Here is a 3,240-nt window from a genome sequence, read left to right as displayed (position 1 = left end):
GAACCTCCCCCTGGACCCGCTCTACCGCCCGGCAGCGTTCGTCGCCCACCGGCTGACGGTGCTGCTCCCGCCCGTGCCGTACCTCGGCGCCGGACGCCCGGTACTACCCGTGTACACCGCGCCGGACGCGCCCCCGACGATCGGCGCCGACAGCCTCGTACCCGTACAGCCCGTGCAGCCCCCACTCCCCCCGGGGCTCCGGAATCCCACGGCCTGCCCCGAGTGCGAGCGCCCCTACCGGCGCCCCACACCCCCGGGCACCCTCTGCCTGGACTGCCGACCGCCTGAGACCGCCGACCGCCTGGGCGCGTAGTACCCGGGTAGTCCCCCGCAGGTAGCCACCCTCAGGTACTACCTCCCAGGTAGTCGCTCCCCGGTACTACCCCTCAGGTGCTACCCCTCAGGTAGTCGCCCGCAGGTACTACCCCGCAGGTACTCCGCCGAACGAGCTAAGAGTGCCCCAGCTCAGCCGTCTCCTCGTCCCCGTCCCCCACCGGCACCGACCCCGAATCGGCGGCGGGCCGCAGCGGGAACGGGTCCACCTGGGTCTCGTCGACCACCGGCAGAGCGGGCCGCGGCGGCGCGGGCATGACGGCCGCCTCGGAGTGGCCGCCGCAGCCGTACGTGAGGGAGACGACGCGGCCGTCGGCGGGGGAGAACTCGTTCGCGCAGACGCCGAACGCCTGGCCGAGGCTGCCGCCGATCGGCGTGAGGAAACCGCAGCTCACGCAGGTCGCGGGGGCGGCCTGGGCCATCGGGGTCTGCGCGCCGAACGCCTCTTCCCAGCGGTCGGCGGCGATGTGGAGGCCGTAGCGGGACAGGACGCGGGCGCGGCGCAGGCCGAGTTCGTCGGCGACGGCGGCGATCGTGCCGCGGGTGGGCGGCGTGGCGAGGCCGGACGTGTCCTCGGTGTCGTCGGACGCGGCGGCGGCGAGCTCCGGCGCGGGCTCGTCGTCGCCGGAGTCGCCGGGGGCGAGGCGGTCGTCGGCGTACCCGGACTCCAGGCGGTCGTCGTCCGCGTCGGTCGGCAGGAGGTCGCCGGGGCCGAGGTCGCCGGGGCGCAGCCGCTCGCTCCACGGGACCCACTCGGGCGCGAGGACCGCGTCGGGGCCGGGGAGCATGACGACCTCGTCGAGCGTCACGATCTTGGCGCGGGAGGCGCGCGCGACGGTCGCCGCCCAGCGCCAGCCGCGGTAGCCGAGTTCCTTGCACTCGAAGAAGTGGGTGACGACGCGGTCACCCTCGGAGACGAGGCCCACGTGCTCACCGACGACTCCGGGTGCCGCCGCCTCCTCGGCTGCGGTGCGTGCGAGGTCGACGGCCTCGGCGCACAGGCGGTCGGGGGTGCGGCTTCGCGTGGTCGCTGCGCTCACAGGTATCGCTTCTCTCCTACGCCGTCTGTCGGGTGCGGTGTCTCGGGCCGCGGAACGGACGGAGCGGACCTGTGGGCCGCGTCGACGTCCGCGTCCGATCGTGCTCGGGCGCACCTGTGCCATCCATTGTGCGGGATGGCTGAGATACGCACGCTACCTGTTCACGGCCGCTCAGCCCACACCGACGGGACCCGACGATCGACAACGACACCCGGATCGTCACCCTGAGGTCGTCCCCGGGTAGTACCGGAAGCCCTCCGGCAGCGCCCCGAGCGGCCCTTCCGTACCCGAGGACTACCCGGGTAAACCCGGAGAACTACCGCGCCGTCCGCGCGCTAACCGCACTACGCACCGCGTTCTCGGGGCACTATGAACGTCGTGGCAACCGCGCGGACACCCCAGGGCGCGACCGGAATCGGCGGGCAGGGGAAGACGAAGGGCGGCGGTTCGGGTCGGCTGGGCGGACCCGTCCGCTCGATCGGCCGTGCCCTGCACTTCCCGTTCACCGGTACGGCGCGCGGCATCAGAAAGGCCACGCACGCGCACGGCGCGGGCGAGTCGGGCCTCGGCAAACTCATCGAACTGCACGCCGTGAACGGCGCGGGCGACGTGATGATCACGGTCGCGCTCGCCTCCACGGTCTTCTTCTCCGTCCCGACGGACGAGGCGCGCGGGCGGGTCGCGCTCTACCTCGCGATCACGATGGCTCCGTTCACCGTCCTCGCCCCCGTCATCGGCCCGCTCCTCGACCGGCTCCCGCACGGGCGGCGCGCGGCGATGGCCGGTGCGATGCTCGCGCGGGCCCTGCTCGCCCTCGTACTTTCGGGTGCCGTCGCGACGGGGAGCCTGGAGATGTACCCGGCGGCCCTGGGGGTACTCGTAGCTTCCAAGGCGTACGGCGTCGTTCGTTCCGCCGTGGTACCCCGGCTACTCCCACCACGCCTGTCCCTCGTGAAGGCCAACTCCCGGGTCACCCTGGGGGGACTCCTGGCCACGGGGATCGCCGCGCCCATCGCGGCGGGGCTGCACCAGATCGGGCCCGGGTGGCCGCTGTACGGCGCGTTCGTGATCTTCGTCCTCGGTACGTTCCTGTCGTTCACGCTCCCTCCGAAGGTGGACTCGGCGAAGGGCGAGGACGTCGCGCTCCTCGCCGCCGACGAGAACCATCTGCACGGCCCGCTCAAGTCGGCCAAGCGGCCCGGCCTGCGCACGGTCGGCATCGGCGTCACCCACGCCCTCGGCGCGAACGCCGCGCTGCGCTGGCTGTCGGGGTTCCTCACGTTCTTCCTCGCGTTCCTGCTGCGCGAGCACCCCCTGACGGGGCAGAGCGCCGCCGTCTCGCTCGGCATGGTCGCGGTCGCGGCGGGGGCGGGGAACGCGCTGGGTACGACGGTGGGGGCGTGGCTGCGGTCGCGGGCGCCGGAGGTGATCGTCGTGACGGTCGTCGCGGTGGTCCTCGGCGCGACGATCACGGCGGCGCTGCTGTTCGGGGCGTTCCTGGTGGCCTGCCTCGCGGCGGTCGCCGGGTTCTCGCAGGCGCTGGCCAAGCTGTCGCTGGACGCGCTGATCCAGCGGGACGTACCGGAGTTGGTGCGGACGTCGGCGTTCGCGCGGTCGGAGACGCTGCTCCAGGTGTCGTCGGTGTTCGGCGGGGCGGTGGGGATCGTGATGCCGCTGAACGGGACGCTGGGGCTGTCGGTGGCGGCCGGGGTGGTGGCGGTGGGGTGGGTGACCACCGCGAAGGGGCTGCTGGGGTCGGGGCGGCACGGAGGCGGGGGCAGTGGGGGCGGCGAGGGCCGGGCCCGGGTGGAGTAGAGCGGTAGTACCTGGGGGTGAGGGGCCGGTGGGGCGCGGGTGAGGGCGCGGG

The 3,240-nt window shown here is 73.7% G+C and carries 2 protein-coding genes and 1 pseudogene; 2 read left to right on the top strand and 1 reads right to left on the bottom strand.

Annotation, left to right across the window (positions count from 1 at the left end):
* Positions 1 to 313 (top strand): annotated as a pseudogene (locus tag AOK24_RS49825) (hypothetical protein); the annotation flags it as partial.
* Between the two features lie 136 nt (positions 314 to 449).
* On the opposite strand, the gene AOK24_RS29070 reads toward AOK24_RS49825, so the two are convergent.
* Positions 450 to 1,373, bottom strand: coding sequence for a DUF3027 domain-containing protein (locus AOK24_RS29070; RefSeq protein ID WP_055723018.1), 924 nt, complete (start codon positions 1,371 to 1,373; stop codon positions 450 to 452).
* 378 nt (positions 1,374 to 1,751) lie between these two features.
* Here AOK24_RS29070 and AOK24_RS29065 point away from each other — a divergent pair, with 378 nt between their 5' ends.
* Positions 1,752 to 3,188, top strand: a complete 1,437-nt coding sequence (locus AOK24_RS29065; RefSeq protein ID WP_206191280.1) for an MFS transporter — start codon at positions 1,752 to 1,754, stop codon at positions 3,186 to 3,188.
* Positions 3,189 to 3,240: the final 52 nt, after the last annotated feature.

Source organism: Streptomyces niveiscabiei (assembly GCF_001419795.1).
Lineage (GTDB): Bacteria > Actinomycetota > Actinomycetes > Streptomycetales > Streptomycetaceae > Streptomyces > Streptomyces niveiscabiei.
This window is presented reverse-complemented; position numbering and strand designations above follow the sequence as displayed.